This window comes from Bacillus sp. AFS001701 (assembly GCF_002559405.1).
Taxonomy (GTDB): Bacteria; Bacillota; Bacilli; order Bacillales; family Bacillaceae_G; genus Gottfriedia.
Map to the genome: position 1 here is coordinate 1 of NZ_NTZO01000740.1, position 656 is coordinate 656.

Annotated in this window: 1 pseudogene; it reads right to left on the reverse strand. The window is 30.3% G+C overall.

Annotated elements, in window-relative coordinates:
- Positions 1-54 precede the first annotated feature (54 nt).
- Positions 55-411: pseudogene (locus tag CN514_RS24940) on the reverse strand (class I SAM-dependent methyltransferase); the annotation flags it as partial.
- Positions 412-656: the final 245 nt, after the last annotated feature.

The window sequence follows — 656 nt, forward strand, 5'->3', positions numbered from 1 at the left end:
AAGATAAAGTTCTTGATTAAAAAAATAAGGATAAATATTCCTTATTTTTTAATAGTATAATATTTTAAGCTTTGCAGCTGGATGGTCTTTAGGTCCGGTTCCTCCTACTTTCACTAAATTTTGATAGGTTCCGTCTTGAAAAAACGCATCAGGAACACCACAACGAATATGACCTGATGGTTTTAAAAATTTATAACAAACTTTAGGTACATCCACACCTTCTTTATAGGTAAGATGCTCCCATACATGCTCAGCTAAAATAGCTGAGATAGAATTATTATAAAATCTATTTTTCCAAGTAGTCTCATCTAATAAGTTAAGTTCATTTTCTTGTGTTTATATCCATCCAGAATTATTGTTAAACGCTCCTGCACCTAATACTACTTTAATTTCATCTTGTTTTGTAACCACCCCTTTCACCTCATAACAAATTTAGTTCATTTAATATNNATCATGTTGTTCAACTAAAGTATTGCGTTAGTTCAATAAGATTATTTTAATATGTTCCATTTAAGTTGGTAATTAATACATTAAACATGTTTTTTAGAAAGGGAGCTTACTAATGAAAGGTTCACATACTAAGCAGCCTATTCCTCACCTAAAAGCCCATAAACACAATTCTAATCAATTTTAGTATCGACAGCCTATTTTAAGTC